The 19,837-nt window shown below is 64.5% G+C and carries 11 protein-coding genes; 8 read left to right on the top strand and 3 right to left on the bottom strand.

Translation table 11 applies throughout. The annotated features are described in order from the left end of the window. Window positions 1-2: 2 nt before the first annotated feature. The 8 genes from GEV06_08175 to GEV06_08140 all read left to right on the top strand — a co-directional run bounded on the left by GEV06_08175 (window position 3) and on the right by GEV06_08140 (window position 15,182). Window positions 3-1,415: an MATE family efflux transporter gene (locus GEV06_08175; protein ID MPZ17871.1), complete on the top strand. Its 1,413-nt coding sequence runs from the start codon at window positions 3-5 to the stop codon at window positions 1,413-1,415. A gap of 220 nt (window positions 1,416-1,635) precedes the next feature. Then, entirely contained in the window at window positions 1,636-2,994 is a 1,359-nt protein-coding gene (locus GEV06_08170) for a hypothetical protein (GenBank protein MPZ17870.1), read from the top strand. Window positions 2,995-3,126: 132 nt separating this feature from the next. Further along, window positions 3,127-5,535: a DNA topoisomerase 4 subunit A gene (locus GEV06_08165; GenBank protein ID MPZ17869.1), complete on the top strand. Its 2,409-nt coding sequence runs from the start codon at window positions 3,127-3,129 to the stop codon at window positions 5,533-5,535. A gap of 303 nt (window positions 5,536-5,838) precedes the next feature. Next, window positions 5,839-8,022, top strand: coding sequence for a glutamine synthetase type III (locus GEV06_08160; protein ID MPZ17868.1), 2,184 nt, complete (start codon window positions 5,839-5,841; stop codon window positions 8,020-8,022). 214 nt (window positions 8,023-8,236) lie between these two features. Next, entirely contained in the window at window positions 8,237-10,150 is a 1,914-nt protein-coding gene (locus GEV06_08155; protein MPZ17867.1) for a DNA gyrase subunit B, read from the top strand. A gap of 135 nt (window positions 10,151-10,285) precedes the next feature. After that, the gene (locus GEV06_08150) at window positions 10,286-13,102 is read left to right on the top strand and encodes a 2-oxoglutarate dehydrogenase E1 component (GenBank protein ID MPZ17866.1); all 2,817 of its coding nucleotides are present in this window, start codon (window positions 10,286-10,288) and stop codon (window positions 13,100-13,102) included. Window positions 13,103-13,139: 37 nt separating this feature from the next. Beyond that, window positions 13,140-14,414: a 2-oxoglutarate dehydrogenase complex dihydrolipoyllysine-residue succinyltransferase gene (gene odhB / locus GEV06_08145; GenBank protein MPZ17865.1), complete on the top strand. Its 1,275-nt coding sequence runs from the start codon at window positions 13,140-13,142 to the stop codon at window positions 14,412-14,414. Between the two features lie 30 nt (window positions 14,415-14,444). Continuing rightward, on the top strand, window positions 14,445-15,182 hold the full coding sequence (locus GEV06_08140; protein MPZ17864.1) for a glucose 1-dehydrogenase: 738 nt from the start codon (window positions 14,445-14,447) through the stop codon (window positions 15,180-15,182). A 10-nt stretch (window positions 15,183-15,192) separates the two neighbouring features. Here the strand turns inward: GEV06_08140 and GEV06_08135 are convergent, their stop codons facing one another. From GEV06_08135 to GEV06_08125, 3 genes are read right to left on the bottom strand one after another with little or no spacing between them, the layout of a single operon-like run. Then, a complete protein-coding gene (locus GEV06_08135; GenBank protein MPZ17863.1) occupies window positions 15,193-17,220 on the bottom strand; it encodes a substrate-binding domain-containing protein in 2,028 nt (675 codons plus the stop codon). Then, a complete protein-coding gene (locus GEV06_08130) occupies window positions 17,213-18,184 on the bottom strand; it encodes an ABC transporter permease (GenBank protein MPZ17862.1) in 972 nt (323 codons plus the stop codon). Before GEV06_08130 ends, GEV06_08135 begins: the two co-directional genes overlap by 8 nt. Continuing rightward, a complete protein-coding gene (locus tag GEV06_08125) occupies window positions 18,184-19,725 on the bottom strand; it encodes an ATP-binding cassette domain-containing protein (protein ID MPZ17861.1) in 1,542 nt (513 codons plus the stop codon). The genes GEV06_08130 and GEV06_08125 overlap by 1 nt, the downstream gene beginning before the upstream one ends. Window positions 19,726-19,837: the final 112 nt, after the last annotated feature.

Raw genomic sequence — 19,837 nt, 5'->3', positions numbered from 1 at the left:
GTATGGCCGATTCCGCCCCGTCACGACGTTTCGACCGCAGGATCGTGGAAGGGTCGCTCGCGCGCGCCGTCTGGCATCTGGCCTGGCCCAGCATGCTCCAAAACGTCATCGGGGGGCTCCAGGGCTTGGTCGACCACGCGATGATTGGGCATTTCGTCGGCTATACCGGCAATGCGGCCGTGGGCGTGAGCTGGCAAATCTTTCTCGTGGTGATCGTGTTCGTGAGCTCGCTCATGTCGGGCATGGCCGTGCTCGTGGCGCGCTTTGCCGGCGCCGGCGATGCGGAGAAAGTGGACCGGGTCGTCTACCAGGCGCTGCTGACCTCGCTCCTGCTCGTCTTCGGCATCCTGGCGCCGATCGGCTACGTCGCCTCGCCGTGGTTGCTCTCCTTCGTCAACGCCACGCCCGACGTCCAGCGCGAGGCACTGCCTTATCTGCGCATCATGCTCGGCTTGAGCATCGGCCTGGTGGTCTTCTTCATGATGGGAGGGGCGCTCCGCCCTGCGGGCGACGCGCGGACGCCCCTGCGGCTCGGCATCCTGATGACCGCGCTGAACGTGGTCCTGAACGTCATCTTGATCGCGGGTCTCGGGCCCATTCCGGCGATGGGCACGAAGGGCGCGGCGTTGGGCACCGTACTCGCCGCGGGTATCGTTGGCGCACTGTCCCTCTGGCTGCTCTTCTCCGGGCGGTTGCCGGTGCACTTCACGTGGCAGATGCAGTGGCGGCCCGACTTCGAGATCATACGGTCGCTCTTTCGGTTCGGTCTCCCGACCGGTTTTCAGGGCATCGCGATGAACGTAGGCGGCGTGCTGCTGCTGCATTACATTGGGTCGCTCGCTCACAGCGCCGAAGCACAAGCGGCGTATACGATCGGCTACGGCCAGCTCTTTGCGTTCATCACCTGGACATCGGTGGGCCTGATGGGGGCGACGGCGGCCGTCGTCGGTCAGAACCTCGGCGCCGGACGCCCGGAGCGCGCCACCGCTGCGGCGAGTGTGGCTGCGCGCCTCGGGCTCGGTGTCGCCGTGCTGGTGGGCAGCACCTTCGTGGTGGTACCGCACGCGCTGCTCGGGATCTTTGGCATGCAAGGGGCCGCGGTCATGTCGCTCGGCGTGCAGCTCCTGCGGTTCCTCGCCATCTCGGGACTCTTCGTCACCGTGGCGCTCGTCTACACGGGCGGCCTCCAAGGGAGTGGCGATACGCGGAGCCCCTTTTACATCTCGCTCGTGTCACAGATCGTCATTCCGCTCGGCCTCTGCGCGACGCTCGATGTCCTCAGGGGGCTGGAGCCGGTGGATATTTGGACCGCTATCGTGCTCGGTCACATCACCCGCTGCCTTCTCTCGGTGGTTCGGTTTCGGCAGGGCAAGTGGCGGCACATTGCTGTCGATATCTCGCCGGCGACGCCGTGAGCAGGGGTGACAAGGTGACAGAGTGATAGGGTGACAAGGCGAGGGGGTGGTCGGATGCTGGAGGTCCAGGTCGAGAAGCGTGGCGGGTCGGTCCAATGCGCTGGCGCACGTTCTGCGTCCGAGCTTGCTTATCACCTTGTCACCCCGTCACCCCGTCACCTTGTCACCTTGTCACCGTGTCACCGTGTCACCGTGTCACCTGCGCTGATCTGAGGGGTGTATGACGCTGGATCGTCCTACCCATGTCGTGGCGGTGTTTGGCGGCGCCTGCTCGGGATCCGTGGCCGCGGAGCACCTTTCGGAGCGCGGCGTCAGCGTGGTCGTCTACGAGCAGAATGCGCGGCCGTACGGCAAGATCGAGGACGGCCTTCCGCGGTGGCACCGCGCCCAGCGCCGCATGGAGTACCGCAAGATCGACAGCAGGCTGGAGCGCCCCGGCGTGCTCTTCGTCCCCTGCACCCGGCTTGGCACCGACATCGATTTCCTCGATGTGGTCTCGTGGGGCTGGAGCGCAGTGTTACTCGGGAACGGCGCGTGGCGGGATCGACCTCTCGACGTGCCTGAAGCGGAGCAGTACGTCGATCGTGGCCTCGTCTATCAAAATCCATTCGTGTACTGGTTCAATCACATGAACGAGGCGCGGTACGAAGGGCCCCGATACCATGTCGCGCCTGGGACAATCTGCGTAGGCGGAGGGCTCGCGTCGATCGACGTCATCAAGATCATTCAGCTCGAGCTCTATGGCCGCGCCCTGCGCGATCGCGGGATCGACGCGTCGATGTACGATCTCGAGCACCATGGCATCCCTGCCGTATGTCAGGAGCACGGCGTGGATCCCCGATCGCTCGGCGTCGAAGATGGCTGGCTGGTCTACCGCCGTCGCGTCGAGGACATGCCGCTGACGCCGGCGCCGCCAAAGGCGACGCCGGAACAACTGGAGAAGGTTGGAGCCGTCCGACGCCGAATCCTCCAGAAGGCGCAGGACAAATACCTCTTTCGCGTGCGTCCGCTCGCCTTGCCGCAATCGCTCATGGTCGAGGGCGGCCGGGTCGCCGGTTTGCGCCTGTGTGAGACGCGGCTGGACGGCAACCGCGTGGTGGCGTTGCCGGATCAGACGTTCGAGCTGCGGTCCGAGCTCATCGTCAGCTCGATTGGCAGCATCCCGGAGGCGATCCCCGGTGTTGTGACGAAAGGCAGCTACTACGACTATGCCGACTGGGACACCGGTCGGTACCGGTCAGTTCCAGGGGTGTTTGGTATTGGCAATGTCGTCACTGGGCGAGGCAACATCAAGGCATCGCAGGACCACGGCAAGCAGGTGGCACAGTATCTGGTCGAGCACTATCTGGGGACCAATGAGTCCGACGCACACGATATCGCGGAGCTCACGCAGGTGGCCGAGATGCGGGGTGCAACGGCAGCGCAGGCGGTCGCCGCGCACCTCGAGACGGTGGCCCCGCTTGCGCCCAGCAAAGCCAGTGAGTTGTTGGCTCGCGCCGTGGCCCGCCAGCGCGAGGTTCGTTACAACGGCAGTTACAGGGAATGGATCGACGCCGTCCCCCCCGCAGATCTGGAATAACCGTTGCACCCTTTCCGAGACGGCATTGCGACGTCTCTAGGGGATCAGCCGTAGCGCAGGCCTTTAGGCCTGCCCACAGTCCTTGGCAGGGCTAAAAGCCCTGCGCTACGACAGCTTCTCGAATCTGTGTCTATGGCAAGACGAAGAGCACAATCAGACGTTTCATTGTTCGACCTTCCCGAAAGCGATGGACGCGGTGGTCCTCCCCCGCCTCCGCCACCCGGCGGCGGTGCGGACGGTGAGCAGCCGGTCGCGCTGCACGAGGCGGCGCAGTCGCGGTATCTGAACTATGCGCTGTCTGTGATCACGGCGCGGGCACTACCGGACGTGCGCGACGGCCTCAAGCCTGTGCAGCGCCGCATCCTCTACACGATGTGGCAGCAGAACCTGACTGCCGACGCGAAATATCGCAAGTGCGCCAAGGTCGTCGGCGATGTGATGGGGAACTATCATCCGCACGGTGACGTGGCCATCTACGACACGCTCGTGCGCCTCGCTCAGCCTTTCTCGATGCGGTATCCGGTCGTCGATGGATCCGGCAACTTTGGATCGCTCGACGGCGATCGCGCCGCTGCGATGCGCTATACGGAGTGCCGCCTCGCAAGGCTGTCAGACGAGCTGCTGACGGAGCTCGAGCAAGACACCGTTCCGTTCCGGCCGAGCTATGACGGCACGCGCACCGAGCCGGTCGTCTTGCCCTCGCGCGTTCCGAACCTGCTGGTGAACGGCGCGATGGGGATTGCGGTCGGCATGGCCACCAACGTGCCGCCGCATCACTTGGGTGAAGTGTCCACTGCGCTGCTCAAGCTGATCGACAATCCAGATCTCACCAGTGTGCAGTTGTGTCGGTACGTCAAGGGCCCGGACTTCCCCACCGGCGGCCAGATTCTCAACACGCCGGACGAGCTAAAGGAGATCTACCGCACTGGTAGTGGCGCCATCCGTCTTCGCGGAACGTGGCAGGTTGCCGATGCCACGCGCACGAGCAAGATCGTCCACATCACGGCAATCCCTTACAACATCGACAAGTCCGAGCTCGTGTCTCGCATTGCCGATGTCGTCGTCTCGCGCAAGCTGCCACCACTCCTCGACGTTCGCGACGTGTCGACCGACGATGTGCGGATCGAGCTGGAGCTGAAGCGGGATGTGGACGAAAAGATGGTGCTGGCGTATCTCTTTCGGCACACGCCGCTGCAGGTCACTATCCCGGTCAACCTGACCTGTCTGGTGCCGACCGAGACCGACGACGTCGGCCGGCCAGAGCGCCTCGAGCTCAAGGCAGCGCTCTGGTACTTCCTGCACTTTCGCTTCGACGTCGTCACGCGACGGCTGGAGCATGAGCTGCAGGCGCTCGCCAGGCGCATCCACATCCTGGAGGGCTTCGAGAAGGTCTTCGACGCGCTGGACGAGATTATCCGCATTATTCGTCGATCGGACGGCAAGGCTGATGCGGCGCAGAAGATCATGAAGCAGTTCGACCTCGACGCCGATCAGACGGATGCAATTCTCGAGCTCAAGATCTATCGTCTGGCTCGGCTCGAGATCCTGATTGTCCGGAAGGAGCTCGAGGAAAAGCGCAAGCGGCAGCGCCAGATCCAAGGGCTGTTGAAGAGCGAGGACCGCCGCTGGCAGATCGTGCGCGAGGAGATCGAGGAGATTCAAAAGACCTACAGCCCCAAAACTGACACGCGGCGCACGATCATCCAAGGTGTCGCCGAAGAAACGGACTACCGCCCGGATGACTTCATCGTCGAAGAGGACAACGTCGTCATTGTCTCGCGAGACGGGTGGGTGAAGCGCCAGAAGGAAGTGAAAGATCTGTCGACAACGCGGCTGAGGGAAGGTGATGAAGTCTTGGCGGCGGTCGCCGGCAGCACGCGGGCGACCGTGGCGTTCTTTACCAACTTCGGCGTAGCGTACACTTGTCGGCTCGTCGACGTTCCTGCCTCCAGCGGTTACGGAGAGCCGATCCAAAAGTTCTTCAAGTTGAAGGATGGCGAGCGGGTCGTGTCGGTGCGGAGCCTCGACCCGCGCGCCACGCCCGGCCTCAAGCCTGCAACCGAGGGCGCTGTCCCGCCGAGCCAGGTGGTTGCTGTCACCACTGACGGCTACAGTCTGCGCTTCAGCCTCGAGTCGTTCATCGAGCCGAGCACGCGCGCCGGCCGCCGGTTTGCGCGTCCGGCGGCTGGCGCCGAGGTCGTGGGCGTGTCCGTGGTGGACGGACGCGAGACGATTGTCGCCGCCACGCGGGAAGCGCGTGCCGTCCTGTGCCGTGTCGAGGAGGTGAACTACCTGGGCGGTCCAGGCCGTGGCGTCATCCTCATCAAGATCGATCCCACCCGCGATCGCGTGCTGGGATTCATGGCGGCGCGCCGAGACCAGGACGGCTTGACCGTGGAAACGAGCCGCGGCGCGCAGCAGACCATCAGTCCCGCGAAGTACGACGTCACCGGGCGCGGCGGGAAGGGCCGCGAGCTCCTCCAGCGCGGTCAGTTCGTCCGGGTGATATCGCCACCACCCGCGATCCCCACCTTGGAGTAGATCGGCACGCGAAAAAAGGAACCGGGTACCTTTTCGCGACCGAAAAGATACCCGGTTCCTTTTCGTGACCCAACCTCAATGCGTGAAGAGGAATAAATGATGCGTAAGGCGTCGTGAAGAGCTTGCACGGTGTCCATGGTCACGTGCATAGCGTGCGCGAGATCGTGCCGTATAGCGGGATAGTGGCGTTTCTTATTGCCAGGCGTACACCGGTTCATGCATAATTTGCAAAATCCTCGCGACAGCAGGATAACCACAGCTGTCGCGCCACCGACTCCACACGACAGAAGGGGCACCAACGATATGGGTTCTGCGGCGGCACGGGACGCTATTACTGCGATTCGGAAGTGGTCGATGAACGAGGGGCGCCATCTCACGCGCCCCACCCAACGGGCAACCGAGCTGTTCGGCTCTCTGGCCTTTGGCGACGATCTCCAGAAGGCCAGGCTGCCGAAACCCGTGTATCAGGCGCTGCAGCGGACGCTTCAACTCGGCCAGCCCCTCGATCTCTCGGTCGCGGACGCGATTGCGAGTGCCCTGAAGGACTGGGCCGTCGAGCAGGGGGCCACGCACTACACGCACTGGTTCCAGCCGCTGACGGGCGTTACCGCGGAGAAGCACGATGCCTTTCTTCAGCCTGACTCGAACGGACGCGCCATGGCGGAGTTCAGCGGCAAAGAGCTGATCAAGGGCGAGCCTGACGCCTCGAGCTTTCCTTCCGGCGGCATGCGGTCAACCTTCGAGGCGCGCGGCTATACCGCGTGGGATCCAACGAGCCCACCCTGGCTGCTCGTGACCGCCAACGGCACCACGCTGGTCATCCCGACCGCGTTCGTGAGCTGGACCGGTGAGGCGCTGGACAAGAAGACGCCGCTCCTGCGCTCGATGGAGGCGCTCTCGGCGCAAGCGGTGCGCATTCTCAAGTTGTTCGGCTCGCAGGCGACGCGCGTGGTCACCACGTGCGGGCCGGAGCAGGAATACTTCCTGATCGACCGCTACTTCTACTTCGCGCGCCCGGATCTCATCAACGCCAATCGGACGCTCTTCGGAGCACGGCCGCCCAAAGGGCAGGAGCTGGAGGATCAATACTTCGGCTCCATTCCGGAGCGGGTCCTTGCGTTCATGCAAGAAGTGGAGACCGAGCTCTACAAGTGTGGGGTTCCGGTCAAGACGCGTCACAACGAAGTGGCGCCGAGCCAGTACGAGGTCGCGCCGGTCTTCGAGAACGCCAACGTCGCCACCGATCATCAGATGATGACGATGGAGTTCATGAAGCGGATCGCGCCGCGATATGGCCTGGCATGCCTGTTGAGCGAGAAGCCCTTTGCGGGCATCAACGGCTCCGGCAAGCACTTGAACTGGAGCATGGTCGACAGTCTCGGGAACAATCTGCTCAATCCCGGGGACACCCCGCACGACAACATTCAGTTTCTCGTCTTCTGTGCGGCCGTGCTGCAGGCCGTGCACACGTGGCAAGGCATGCTACGCGCCAGCGTCGCTGGGGCCGGTAACGACCATCGGCTCGGTGCGCAAGAAGCACCGCCGGCCATCATCTCCGTGTTCCTCGGCGACATGCTGACGGACATCTTCACGCAGATCGAGAAAGGTAGCGCGCGGAGCACCAAGCACGGCGGCATCCTCGATACCGGCGTCCCCGTGCTGCCCAAGTTGCTCCGTGACGCGGGCGACCGGAACCGGACGAGTCCGTTTGCCTTCACCGGCAACAAGTTCGAGTTCCGCGCCGTATCCGGCGGTCAGAGCATTGCGCTGCCGAACATTGTCCTGAACGTCGCAGTGGCGGAATCGTTGGACTACGCGGCCACGGAGCTCGAGAAGGCCGTGGCGTCGGGCGAGACGCTGGAGACGGCCGTCGGCAAGCTCCTGCGGAAGGTCATCAAGCAGCACAAGGCGATTATCTTCAACGGCAACAACTACGCGCCGGAGTGGGAGAAAGAAGCTGCGCGTCGGAAGCTCTTGAACCTGCGGACGACGGTGGACGCATTGCCCGAGATCACCAAGCCGGAGACGGTCGCCACGTTCGAGAAGTACAAGGTGCTCAACGAGCGTGAGCTGCATGCCCGCCATGAGGTGATGCTGGAGACGTACGTCAAGACTCTCAATGTCGAGGGTCAGCTCATGGTCTTGATGGCGAACCGGTACGTCCTTCCTGCCGCGCTCACCTATCAGCGGCAGGTGGCCGAGAGCGTGGCGGCGGTGAAGGCGGCGGGCGGGACGAGCAAAGAGGCGAAGAAGCTCCTGGGCGATCTGACCAAGCTCGTCGACACGCTCAAACAGCGGACCGACGCACTGGCGGCGCTGCTCGACAGCAACAGTCACGCAACGACCGAAAAGCACGCGCGCTACATGCGGAGCAAGGTGATTCCCGCAATGAGCGCCCTGCGTGAGTCCGGCGATCGGCTCGAGCTGATCGTGCCGTCGGAGCTCTGGCCGCTGCCCACCTATCGCGAGATGCTGTTCATCAAATAGGAGGGAGGGCCGCCTCGCCGAGGCGGCCCTCCCTTACCGAGGTGTCCGGACGGCGCGTTCGGCGAACGCGCCCTACCTCGGGCCAGCGACCACAGATCGCAAACCTGCTACTATTGAGACGGCTGCCGTCCCAGCGGCGGTTCGAGTCGCTCCCGCCGCACCTTCGCCGACTCGCATTCGAGTTGCAGTTTCGGGGCAGAATCGCACGGTATCGATGGCCAGCACGAGCGCCTACACAGCCAAGGACATCACAGTTCTCGAAGGCTTGGAGCCGGTCCGCAAGCGCCCCGGTATGTACATCAGCGGCGTTGGCCCGGCCGGGTTGCACCACCTGGTGTGGGAGGTGCTCGACAACGCGATAGACGAGGCGATGAACGGCCATGCCTCGAGCATCGTGGTCGCCTTGCACGAGGATGGCTCGACGCTGACGATTAGTGACGATGGCCGCGGCATTCCCGTGGACCCGCACCCGAAGACCAAGAAGAGCGCGCTCGAGGTCATTTTCACGACGCTGCATGCTGGCGGTAAGTTCGAGCACGGTACCTACAAGACGGCGGGCGGTCTGCACGGTGTGGGTGCCAGCGTCGTGAACGCGCTGTCGAAGGAGCTGGTAGCCAGTGTCAAACGTGATGGCACGCTCTGGGAGCAGCGCTTCAAACAGGGCAAGCCGGTTGGGCCGCTGAAGAAGGCCGGAGCGGCGCGCGGCACCGGTACCACGGTGACGTTTCACCCAGACCCAATCATCTTTCCCAAGGTCGAGTTCGACGCCGACACGATCCTGTACCGGCTGGAGGTGGCCAGCTACCTGCACCGCGGCCTCAAGCTGACCTTCGAGAACCGGGGCACCGGCCACAAACGGGTGTTCGCGCACGAGCAGGGACTCGTCGACTACCTTCAGAAGATTCTGTCGGAGCGCAATGTCACACGCATCCATGAGGCACCGTTCGTGGTTGCCCGCGACAACGGTCTTCGGCTGGATCTCGTGCTGCAGTGGAGCGAGTCCACCGACGAGGAGCTGCGCAGCTACGTGAACGGTATCCCGACCGGATCGGGAGGCACGCACGAGAACGGTCTGCGGGCGGCTATCGGCAAAGCGGTACGCAATTTCATCGAGACGCATAGCCTCTGGCCCAAAGGCGTCACGATCCAGGCTGAGGACATTCGCGAGGGGCTGGTCGGCGTTCTGAGTGTCTTCATCCCCGATCCGCAGTTTCAGGGGCAAACCAAGGATCGACTGAACAACCCCGAGGTGCTCTCGGCCGTCGACTCGCTCGTTCGCCCGGCGCTCGAGCATTGGCTCAATCACAACCTGTCGGTGGCGGAAGCGATCGTCGCACGCATCATTCTGGCGGCGCGGGCGCGCGAGGCAAGCCGCGCGGCGCAGCAGGAAGTCACGCGCAAGAGCGCCACCTCGGGCCGGCTCACGCTGCCAGGAAAGCTCAGTGACTGCACCACCACCAATCGCGAGCAGAGCGAGCTGTTCATCGTCGAAGGCGACTCGGCCGGCGGGTCCGCCAAGCAGGGCCGCGATCGTGCGCGCCAGGCGATCTTGCCGCTGCGCGGTAAGGTGCTCAATACGGAGAGCGCGTCGCTCGCGAAGGTGCTCGAGAACAAGGAGCTCGCAGATCTCGTCACCGCGCTCGGCTGTGGGCTCGGGAAGTCGTTCGATCTCACTAAGCTTCGCTACAACCGCATCATCATCCTCGCGGATGCCGATTCGGACGGTCACCACATCTCGACGTTGCTCCTCACGTTCATTTATCGCCACTTGCCGGAGCTGATTCGCCGCGGCAAGGTGTTTCTCGCGCAGCCGCCGCTCTACCGCATCGATGCCGGCAAGGAGACCTACTGGGCGTTGGACGAGGCTCAAAAGGCGCAGCTCCTCGCCCAGCATGGGAATGGCCGGGGCAAGGTGGAGATCACGCGTTTCAAGGGACTCGGCGAGATGATGCCCAAGGTGCTCTGGGAAACGACGCTCAACCCGAAGAGCCGCCGCCTGCTGCGCGTGGAGATTGCCGACGAAATCCTCACCGACCGCGTTATCAACGAGCTCATGGGCCGCGATGCCTCGGCGCGATTCCGCTTCATCATGGAGCGCGCCGAAGAAGCCCAAGAGCTGGACGTTTAGAGCCTCCGCATGTCCGCCGTGCGGAACGGCTATCCCCTACCCCGCCTGCCACTCCATCACTGGGTTGAGCCCACCGACGAGTAGGATTCCAGGGAGACGTTTGGCGTACAATACAGAATTTGCGTGGGTTCGATTATGAGCGGATGGCAGGACTTCCAGGGATTGAACGCCGGGTATGTCGCCGAGCTCTACGAGCGCTTTCGCCGCGACCCCGAGTCGGTCGATCCTGATGCGCGCGAATTCTTTCAGACCTGGGCGCCGCCGTCGGATCTGACGGTTGCCCCTGCCGTCGGGATGGCCAGTGCCGCGCCAGTCGAAAGCATGAGCGCGGTCGTCGGCCTGGTCAACTTGACGGAGTGCATCCGTCGGTATGGTCACCTCGCCGCCCAGCTCGACCCCCTCGGTACGCGGCCAGTCGGAGATCCGTCGCTGGCCCCTGAAGCCCATGGTGTCACCGAGGAGACGTTGCGGCGACTACCCGCGACGCTCGTCGGCGGGCCGTTGGCGGAGGGCAAGACGACTGCCGCGGAAGCCATCGCGGCACTGCGGCGCGTGTACTGCTCGACGACAGGCTACGACTATGCGCACGTCTTCGTGCCAGAGGAGCGCGAATGGCTCCGCATGGCGGCCGAGACTGGACGCTTCAGTCCGCCGCATGCCGCAATCGACGAAGAGCATCTGCTCGACCGCCTGACCGAGGTCGAGGTATTCGAGCGCTACTTACATCGGACGTTCCCCGGCAAGACGCGCTTCTCGATCGAAGGGCTCGACGTCCTCATCCCGATGCTCGACGAGGTCGTGACAGGCGCAGCACGCAACGGGCTGTCGCACGTGCTCATCGGCATGGCTCACCGCGGCCGTCTGAACGTCCTGGCCCACATCCTGCGCAAGCCGTACGCGCAGATCCTGGCCGAGTTCAAGGAGCCGGTTCAGCGACGCGACGGCTTTCGAATCGACCTCGGGTGGACCGGCGACGTCAAATACCACGCCGGAGCGGCAAGCCGGGTCGAAGGCGGCCTGACTGTGTCGATGGCACCCAACCCGAGCCATCTCGAGTTTGTTGACGCGGTCGCCTCCGGGATGGCGCGCGCGGCAGGCACGCTCGTCGATCGGCCTGGTGCGCCGCGGTTCGACCCGGCGCGCACATTGCCGCTGCTCATCCACGGTGACGCCGCTTTCCCCGGTCAGGGCATCGTTGCCGAGACACTGAATCTCTCGCGTCTCCGCGGCTACACCGTTGGCGGGACGATCCACCTGATCGTCAACAACCAACTCGGCTTCACGGCCACACCGGAACAGTCGTACAGCACGTCGTACGCAAGCGGTCTCGCGCGCGGCTTCAAGATTCCCATCGTGCACGTGAACGCGGACGACCCGGTCGCGTGCCTCGCGGCGGCGCGCCTGGCCTGGGCATACCTGGAGCGCTTCAAGCGCGACTTCCTGATCGATTTGGTGGGTTACCGGCGGTACGGACACAACGAAGGCGACGAGCCGTCGTTCACACAGCCACTCATGTATCAGAAGGTCGCCGCGCATCCGACGGTCCGCGAGGCCTGGGCGAAACGGGTCGTGGACCACGGCGCAGCGCCGGAGCTGCCGGACGAGCTGATCAAGCAGCGCTTGCGACACCTCGAGCAGGTGCTCGAGTCGCTACGGCCCGAAGACTACCGGCCGGTCCTGCCGGAGCCGCCGCCCCCCGGCGCCGCGCGGCGAGTGAAGACCGCCGTCAGCATCGACCGGCTGCGCGCGCTGAACGAGGCCCTACTCGAGCGGCCGCCGGGGTTCACCCAGCACCGCAAGCTGGATCGTGGCCGCGATCGCCGTCGGGGTGTTTTCAAGGCAACCAACGAGCGCAGCGTCGATTGGGCCACGGCCGAGGAGCTGGCCTTCGCGTCGATCCTGGAGGATGGCATCGCCATCCGCCTGACGGGTGAGGACGTGGAGCGTGGCACGTTCAGCCATCGGCACGCGGTCTTCCATGACGTGCAAACGGGCGCGCGCCACATACCGCTGCAATCCATCCCGCAAGCCAAGGTTGCATTCGAGATCCACAACAGCCCGCTCACCGAGAACGCCACGGTGGCCTTCGAGTACGGGTACAGCATTCAGGAGCCGGGCCGACTCGTTCTCTGGGAGGCGCAGTATGGTGATTTCATCAACGGCGCGCAGGTGATCATCGACGAGTTCATCACGTCGGCTCGCGCCAAGTGGGGGCAGAGCCCCTCGCTCGTCTTGCTACTGCCGCATGGCTACGAAGGTCAAGGCCCGGATCACTCGAGCGCGCGGCCCGAGCGCTTCCTGCAAGTCGCGGCAGACATCAATCTCCGCCTTGCCAACTGCACTACCGCAGCGCAGTACTTTCACCTGCTCCGGCGGCAAGCGCTCCTGCTTCGCTCCGATCCGCTTCCGCTCATCGTCTTGACGCCGAAGAGCTTGTTGCGGCATCCGCTGGTGGCTTCTGCACCGCGGGAGCTCGCAGAAGGCCACTGGCAGCCCGTGATCGATGACGCGGACGCGGCGTCACGGGCAGACGAGGTGCGGCGCGTCCTCTTTTGCTCCGGCAAGGTGTTCGTGGATCTGATCGGCGCTGAAGAGCGGTCGAAGGAGCCGCGCGTGGCCATCTGCCGCCTCGAGCAGCTCTACCCGTTTCCCGATGCGGAGGTGTCTGCTGTGCTCGAACGTTATCGGCACGCAGACGAAGTGGTGTGGCTCCAGGAGGAGCCACAGAATATGGGCGCCTGGGACTTCGTGCGGCCCTGCTTCGAAGCGCTGGCCGCTTCGCGCCTGCGGGTCCGGTACATCGGGCGGCCGCGGTGCGCCAGCACGGCAGAGGGGTCCCACGCCTGGCACGAGGTCAATCAGCGGTTCCTCGTCGTTCAGGCGCTCGAGCACGAAGCCCCGGGGGCAGCGCCGGCCGGGCGCGAGGTCCGCCAGAAGGTGACGGCCAAGTAGAAGCTGAAAAAGGCATTGTCGCGAAGAAGGAGTGGATGTGTCGGCAAGTATCGTGGTTCCACAGCTCGGTGAGTCGGTCGTGGAGGCGCGCGTCGCGCGCTGGTTGAAGGCGGAAGGTGACGCGGTGAGCGTTGGAGAACCGGTCGTGGAGTTGGAGACCGAGAAGATTGACGTCGAGGTGGGCGCCGAGCGCTCCGGCGTCCTGGCAAAGATCGTCCGCCAGGCGGGCGAGGATGTGAAGGTTGGGGAACAGCTCGGCACCATCGAGGAATCTCAGGAAGCAGGAGTCGGGAAACCGGAAACAGGAAGCGGGAAACAGGAAACGGGCTTGCCTCGCCGTAGCTCGCCGGAGGCGAGCGAAGGCGGGCGAACCACGCCAACCGCCAAGCGCGTGGCGGCGGCGCACGCGGTGGACGTCGCCACCGTGCCACCCAGCGGCGAAGCGGGCCGCGTGATGCGGCGCGATGTCGAGTCGTTCGTCGATCGCGCTCGACGAACAGCGGAGCCGGCCGAGACGACGGCGTCTGGCGCTGCCCCCGCTCGCCCGGTAGCCGTTCCGCGCCCGACCGCTGCTCCTCCTGCCGCGGCGCCCCGGCGTGTCGCGCCCGGTGAGCGAGGCGAGGAGCGCTCGCGCATGTCCAAGCGGCGTCTAACGATTGCCCGCAACCTCGTGACGGCGCAACAGACCGCGGCGATGCTCACGACCTTCAACGAGGTCGACATGAGCGCGATCATCGAGCTGCGAAAGCGGCGCAAAGAAGCCTTCCAGAAGCAGTACGGCGTGAGCCTCGGGATCACCTCTTTCTTCGTGAAGGCGGCGATCGGCGCACTCAGGGCATTCCCTCGCCTCAACGGGGAGATTCAAGGTGAGGAGATCGTCCTCAAGCACTACTACGACATCGGTGTGGCGGTTGGCGCCGAGGGGGGCCTCGTCGTGCCAGTGCTGCACAATGCCGAGCTGATGACTTTCGTCGATATGGAGCGCGCGGTCCAAGACTTCGCAACACGCTCCAGGGAGGGCCAGCTCACCCTCGAGGATCTGCGCGGCGGCACGTTCACCATTACCAACGGGGGCGTCTTTGGGTCGCTGCTGAGCACGCCTATCCTCAACCCGCCGCAAGTCGGTATCCTCGGGCTACACAAGATGGAAGAGCGTCCGATTGCTGTGAGTGGTCAGGTCGTCGTGAAGTCAATGATGTACGTGGCGCTCACCTATGATCACCGGATGGTCGACGGACGCGAGGCGGTCCAGTTCCTCGTAAAGATCAAAGAGTTCATCGAGGATCCCGGTCAGTTGCTGCTCGAGAGCTAGGACACTAGCTTCACCGTATAGTAATGACGCATGAGCTCTGTCGCCATTATCACTGGAGCAGCACGTGGCATCGGGCTGGCCATCGCTGAGCGGCTCGGGCGCGACGGTTACCGCGTGGTTCTCGCCGACCTCGACGCGGCCGCAGCAGCCGAAGCCGCGGCCCGCCTCTCTGACGCCGGTTACCCTGCCATCTCGATCGAAACCGACGTCGCTCGTCGCACGAGCGTCGAGACGCTGGTGCGCACGACACTGGATCGCCACGGCCAGATCGACGTGCTCGTCAACAATGCCGGCATTGCCGGCCGCGCCGCCCCCATCGCGGACGTCACGGACGAGGACTGGGAGAGGATGATGGCCGTCGACCTCACGAGCGTGTTTCTCTGTTGCCGAGCGGTGATTCCCCACATGCTGGAGCGGCGCCGCGGCGCGATTATCAACGTTGCCTCCATCGCCGGCAAAGAAGGTAACCCGAACATGGTGCCGTACTCGGCGGCCAAGGCTGGCGTGATCGGGCTGACCAAGGCGCTGGCGAAAGAGGTGGCCGCCACGGGGGTGCGCGTCAATGCCGTCGCACCTGCCGTGATCGAGACCGGCATTCTCGACACGTTGACCGCTACGCAGGTCGAGTACATGACGAGCCGCATTCCACTCGGCCGCCTCGGCAAGCCAGAGGAGGTGGCTGCCGTTGTGGCCTTCCTCGCCTCCGAAGGCGCCAGCTTCGTGACTGGCCAGTGTTACGACGTCAGCGGCGGCCGCGCGACTTACTGATCCCTGACGCCTAGAAATCGAATTGCGCGATGTTGGCCTTGTTGATGAGGACCGGAGGACCGAGCACGATCTCTGTCCCGCGGACCTCGACGGAGCCGAGCCTGCCGGCTTCCAGCGACTTCGTCCCCTCTGGAATGCTTTCCTGGGCCAGGAGTGAGCCCGCGTACACAGTGAGGTACCCGAGGTCGCGCGTGTCCCAGAGCACGATCGTCTGCACAATGCCAGCGTCGATGTACGGCTTGCAAATGCTGGGCAGCGAGAGCCCTATGACCTTGACATCCGAGCGTCTCGCCTGGCGAACGGCTTCGGCTGCACCAGGGACGGCGGGCGCGGAGATGGCCATCACCAACTCGACCGATGGGTACACCCTGAGAATCGTTTGTGTTTCGGAGAAGGCCTTGTCGCGGTCATCGTCGCTCGGGCGAATCGTGGCGAGCTGGAGATCGGGGTACTTGTCGCCGAGCCGCTTCTTGATGAAGGCAATCCATTCGTTTTGATTCGCGGCGCTGAGAGCACCGGTAATGATGGCGAACTCGCCTTTGCCGTCGAGAAGGCGCGCCGCCTCGTCTGTCAGCGCATTCGCGATGCCTTCAGGGGTGGCCTGGTTGACGAAGTAGTCGCGGGCGTCCGGCTCGGCATCCGCATCCCAGCTCAGCACGCCGATTCCACGCTGCCGCGCTTTCCTCAGCACCGTTGATATCCCCGCTCGGTTCTCCACCGCCACCGCAATGACGTCCACGCCCCTCGTGATCCAGTTCTCGACGAGCTCGTTTTGTCTTGCCGCATCCAGGCTGGTCGGCCCGTCCCAAATCAGATCGACGCCAAGCTCTTTCGCGGCCTCCGCGGCGCCGGTGCGGCAGCTGACGAAATACGGGTCCCCTTTCGCTTTTGGCATGACGGCAACCACAGGCCGTCGTGTGCCCGTGGGCGCACTGGCCTCGGAGCCGCCGCGAAGCACCGGTTGGATGGACCGGATCAGCCAGACATTCGTGCCGGCCACCAGGATCGCGCCGCCGAGGATCGCGCCGCACAGGATCGCCACTTGGCTGTTCTTCACAGGTGTCTCCTCTTCCTCGGAATGTACTGCGAGCGGGGCGTGTCCACGCGTGCGCAGACGGTCGACGGCAATCGTTGCCACGAGGAGCGTGCCGATCAACACGCCGGTGAGCTCGGACGGCAGCGCGGCCAAGTGTAGGCCGTTCTTCAAGACCGAGAGTGCCGCCAGGCCAAGGAGCGTGCCCCACAAGTTGCCGCGCCCGCCGAACACGGAGGTGCCGCCGAGCACGACTGCTGTGATCGCATCCAGCTCATAACCGGTCCCCGCGTCCGACCTTGCTTGGCCGAGGTGTGCCACATAGATGAGCGCGGCGACACTCGAGACCAAGCCGGCGAGAAGATAGACGAGAGCCAGGCGCTTCGAGACGGGGATGCCGGCATAACGGGCGCCGGCCGCCGAGAATCCAATCGCGTAGAGTGCACGACCGAGCACCGAACGGTGCAGCAAAATGACGTAGGCGACGAAGACGAGCAGAAAGATTGGGAGCTGTGCTGGTACGACGCTCCATAGATATCCCTGCCCCAACAACAGGAAGCCGCTGGGAAACTCGGTGTAATTCACCGCGCCGCGCGTGACGGCCTCCGCAAGCCCGCGGAACAGGGAGAACGAGCCCAGCGTGACGATCAGCGGCGGCAGATTGAGCCGCGCAATCAAGAGCGCATTCAACCCACCACCCGCGAGGCCGACGAGCACGGCGATCGACGCGGCCGCCGGCAGCGGGAGGCCCCAGTCGCGATAGGCGGCACCAAAGAGCACCGCTGCCAAGCCCAGCAGCGAGCCGACGGAGAGATCGATGCCACCCGTAATGATGACTGGCGTGAGGGCGATCGCGAGCAGGCCGAGCTCGATGCTCAGCCTGGTGACCTCGAAGCCGTTACCCAGGGTGAGGAAGTTCGGCGCGATGGCGGAGAAGATGGCAATCTCGACTAGAAGCGCGACGAGGAGGATCCACTCGCCATTCGGGAACCAACGGTCAAACATAGGCGGGTCCCTGGGGCCTGATCCTTGTCCTCTGTGTGTCGGCGCGTTCACGCGCGGCATCGAGGGCGACCGCCGCGAGGATGATACCGCCCTGAATCGCTCGTTCCCAGTACGCGCTCACGCCCAGGAATGTGAGCGCAGGACCGATGGCGCTCAGGAGGGTGACGCCGAGCAGCGTTCCCACGATGTTCCCTTGACCTCCACGAATGGCTGCGCCGCCGACGACGACGGCGGCGATCACCTTCATCTCGAGGCCCAATCCGGCGTTGGTCGGGATCTGGTTGAAGCGCACTGCGTTCAGCAGAGCCGCAAGGCCGGTCAACCCTCCAGCGACAGCGAAGACGGACAGCTTGACGAACGCGGTGTCGAATCCCACGAGCCGCGCGGCATCTGGATTCGATCCCGTGGCGTAGATGGCTCGTCCGACGGCCAGGTGGCGCATCCCCCACGCCATCGCGCCAACCAGGGCGATAGCGACGGCGCCCATCGCGACGGGGTACAGCGATTGCGTCAGTCCAAGCCACTGGAACCCTGTGGGCAGATCCTGCACCCACGCGCCCTCCGTGCCCCATCGCAGCGCATCACGGAGCGCCACCATCATCGCAAGCGTGACCACGATCGAGGGCACGCGTACTTTGGCGACCAGCAGGCCGTTGATCGCTCCCGTGGCGGCGCCGACAGCGCACGCGGCGAGACCGGCGGCCAGCACGGGAAGACCGGCCTTTGCCGCCAGGCCGGCCGTGACGCCGCAAACGGCGAACACCGATCCCACGGAGATGTCGATTTCGCCGGTCAGGATGACGAGCGTCGCACCGAGCGCGATAATTAGCACCGGCAGATTTGCCAGAAAGAGATCCCTGAGGTTGGCGCGCGCAAAATAGCCAGGGGCGACGGCTGCGAGGACTATCGCCAATGCCGCGATGGCAATGACGACGGAGACTTCCCTACGGTGGCGCCTGAGCATCACTTGTGCTGACCCTCGTAGCGCGGGCCTTTCGCCTTGCCGACTCCATCGGTGTGCTCCAGCGCCAAGTCCAGAATCTTCTGCTGTGTGGCTTCCTCGCGCGCCAGCACACCGCTCAGCGTGCCGGCACGCATCACGGCGATCCGGTCGCTCATCCCGAGAATCTCGGGCAGCTCCGACGAGATCATGATAACGGCAAGACCCTGCTCCGCCAGATCTTGCATGAGCGCGTGAATCTCCGATTTCGAGCCGACATCCACTCCTTGCGTGGGCTCGTCGAGAATCAGCACCCTGGGCTCGATCGACAACCAGCGCGCGAGCGCCACCTTCTGCTGATTGCCACCGGAGAGCGATCCAACATTTGCCGAGACCGAGGCGGTCTTGATTCGCAACTGATCGACATAGCGCCGAGCCGTCGCTCGCTCGAGAGCGCGATCGATGAGTCCTCGGCGTGCGACCGCTCGCAGATTTGCGAGGCTCGTGTTCGCGGTTACCGGCATGTCCAGCAGGACTCCATGCTGCCGTCGATCTTCCGGCAGGTAGCCGATGCCCAGCCGAATGGCATCCGCCGGTGAGGCAATCCGGGCCGGCACGCCGCGCAGTAGAATGTCACCACTATCAGCCGGCCTCAGACCGAAGAGTGTTTCCGCCAACTCGGTTCGACCGGAGCCCACGAGACCGGCCAGGCCGAGGATCTCGCCCTCTTTCACGGACAACGTCACGTCGTCGACGCCCGCCGCCCGACTAGACAGGTGGCGCACCTCGAGCACGACATCCCCCGTGGTCACGACACGCTTCGGAAATACGGCGGCGAGCTCGCGCCCTACCATCATCTGAATGAGCTCGCCTCGTGCGACTTGGCCGACCTCTCGTATGGCGATTGCCTCGCCGTCTCGTAGGACGGTCACACGGTCGGCGATGGTGGAGATCTCCTCCAACCGATGCGAGATATAGATGATGCCGACGCCGTGACCGCGCAACAGCGCGATCACGTTGAACAAGCTCTCGACCTCGCGTCCGGTGAGCGACGCGGTGGGCTCGTCCATGATGAGGATCTTCGCGTCGGCGCCCACGGCTTTGGCGATCTCGACGAGCTGTTGCTCGGGCATGCTCAGCGTCTCGACGAGCCGTGCTGGCTCGATGGAGGCGCCAACGCGCGCCAGCAGCTCGGCGGCGTGGTGGTTCCTGGCTCGCCAGTCGACCCGGCGCCAGGCGTGCCCGCTCTCCAGAGCGAGAGCGATGTTCTCCGCGACGCTCAGATGAGGAAAGAGGCTGGGTTGTTGGTAAATGGCCGCAATGCCGAGCGACCGCGAGGTGGCCGGATCCATGTGCGGGATCCGCGTGCCCATGACGCTCAGCGTGCCGGCATCCGCGGTCTCCGCGCCGGTGATGATCTTGATCAGCGTGGACTTGCCCGCACCGTTCTCACCAATCAGCGCATGGACTTCCCCGGCCCGCAGCTCGAAGGACACGTCTTGCAGCGCGCGCACGCCGGCAAACGATTTGGTGATCGCGCTCGCTTCGACAAGAAGTCCCGCCACCTCGGCGAAGATTAGTCCAGGTGTGCTCGGAAAGGAAGCGTCGCCGTTGTGTTGTGCTCTGCAAAACCGTGTCGCCGATCAAAGAAAGGCTTGTTTGACGTCCCGGGTGTCG

The sequence above is a fragment of the Luteitalea sp. genome, from assembly GCA_009377605.1.
GTDB lineage: Bacteria > Acidobacteriota > Vicinamibacteria > Vicinamibacterales > Vicinamibacteraceae > WHTT01.
The sequence above is the reverse complement of the archived record's forward strand: the minus strand, read 5'-3'. Positions and strand labels throughout refer to the sequence as shown.